The organism is Elstera litoralis (assembly GCF_000963705.1).
Taxonomy (GTDB): Bacteria; Pseudomonadota; Alphaproteobacteria; order Elsterales; family Elsteraceae; genus Elstera; species Elstera litoralis.
Map to the genome: position 1 here is coordinate 1 of NZ_LAJY01000623.1, position 1,315 is coordinate 1,315.

Annotated in this window: 1 protein-coding gene; it reads left to right on the top strand. The window is 40.9% G+C overall.

Translation table 11 applies throughout. The features are described 5' to 3' along the window. A partial coding sequence (locus VZ95_RS18360; RefSeq protein WP_232302745.1) for a hypothetical protein occupies positions 1 to 525 on the top strand: 525 nt, incomplete at its 5' end. Between the last annotated feature and the right edge of the window lie 790 nt (positions 526 to 1,315).

The window sequence follows — 1,315 nt, forward strand, 5'->3', positions numbered from 1 at the left end:
TCATTTCATAAATACCTTCCGAATCATGAAGATCAATCTCTTGTGGTTTGGATTAAAATTATGCGGGAAACGCTAATCCATTTAACAATTCTGGACAAAACTATTGACATATTGTTTGATGACAAAATGCCACTAAAATTAAAACATCTCGACGAAAGTGAGGGGCGGAGGAGATTGATTATGCCGTTTGGAAATGAGGCTGAAGGATATGGATTTTACGAAAGAACTAAAGCGCGTTACAAAGTTCAAAAGAAATTTCTTGAAGATTTCCGGTTTAATTTCGTCGGGTATGCACTATCGACCAAATGGATATATTTTATAATTAGTGATATTATTGCAAAACAGTTGGAGGAGAGAAAACTAACACGGGAAGTAAATGGGAGACTATTAGATGAAATTGATGGATTTCATTTCGTTAAAAATAAGAAGTACCAGGGCTGGAATTATTATAGATACTATTTAATTCCACGGAAAATTAGAACATTTGACGGAAGGGTGAGTAGCGTTTATTACACTGAAATTTGATATGATCGTAATAAAGCCGGGAGGTATTCCCGGCTTTATTATTTTTGGATAGAATAAGGCTCTTAGATATGGTCGTTTTTATAAAATGGTAGCATCATCGGGGTGAGATTCTCAAGTTTCATTCGTATGATGATATTCCCTATCGTTTTGACAGATGGTTGACAGATATTTTCTTAAAATCCGACGAATCATAAGTATGGGCGAAAACGGGGGTGATCGGTCGGGGGTGGGGGTGTGGTGCTTTTGGTGGCTTTTGTGGATTGGTCGTTGTTCTCTTCCGTTTGGCATCAATGGGGTGTGGAGAAGTGAGTTTCACACAGTTAAGTTTACCACTTCCTACCCTTCCCCCTTGTGATGCTAATCTTTTTGAGACCAAACTCATAAGTCTTTAAGACTCCTAAACCACCATACCCCTTAAATTTATCTTCCCCAGGGGAAGAGCCCTAGCTCTCTCCCCGCAGGGAAGAATATATATTAGATATATTCTATCCGAACTCAAAACACCCCTCAAACCCGCAGAAACCCTCGGTTTTTTGGGTTTTGCGTCGGGTGTAAGGTACGCAGGTTTCGGGTGCATGGTACGCAGGTTTCGGGTGCAAGGTACGCAGCAACCTATGTTGAGGTGCGTACTTTACACCCGAGGATGTTACCTCAAACCGCGCACTAAACACTGTTAATCCCAGGTCTGGTAATCTCAAAAGTTGATCCGTTTAGCTCAATCTTCCACCCGATTTCTCGGAGGCTCTTGAACCCCTCGATCATCTCGATTCGTCGGTTATACTCTGTCTTT